Annotated in this window: 1 protein-coding gene; it reads right to left on the minus strand. The window is 37.3% G+C overall.

The genetic code is table 11. The features are described from left to right. Positions 1 to 91 precede the first annotated feature (91 nt). A partial coding sequence (gene radC / locus GQR38_RS20105; protein WP_165738053.1) for a DNA repair protein RadC occupies positions 92 to 461 on the minus strand: 370 nt, incomplete at its 5' end.

The raw sequence follows: 461 nt of genomic DNA on the forward strand, positions 1-461 counted from the left end.
GAACACCTTTTTTAGCCGTCGCCAAAGGCGTCGAGGGCGCATTTTATACATCATTAAGATTAAAAGATCAACAATTGTGGTAATAAATGCCTTAAATCCACCCTTTTTCTGCAAATGAGGTGTATTTTCCATCACCGATGATGAAATGGTCCAATATTTTAACATCAATTAATTGTAGTGTATTCACAAGTTTTTCAGTTATATTTTTATCCGATTCACTGGCGGTTGGATCACCTGATGGATGGTTATGAACAAGGATAATGGCAGCTGCATTTTCTTGAAGCACTTTTTGCACAATAACACGAGGGTGAACACTCGCGCTGTTAATTGTGCCAAAGAAAAATTCATGAAAACGAATAACCCGATGTTGACTGTCCAATAACAAAGCAGCAAAAACCTCATAAGGATAATCACGCATTTTCGCACTTAAAAATGCTTGTACTTGAGTCGCACTAGTTAAT

The organism is Pseudoalteromonas sp. c7(2019) (genome assembly GCF_011378625.1).
Classification (GTDB): Bacteria; Pseudomonadota; Gammaproteobacteria; order Enterobacterales; family Alteromonadaceae; genus Pseudoalteromonas; species Pseudoalteromonas arctica.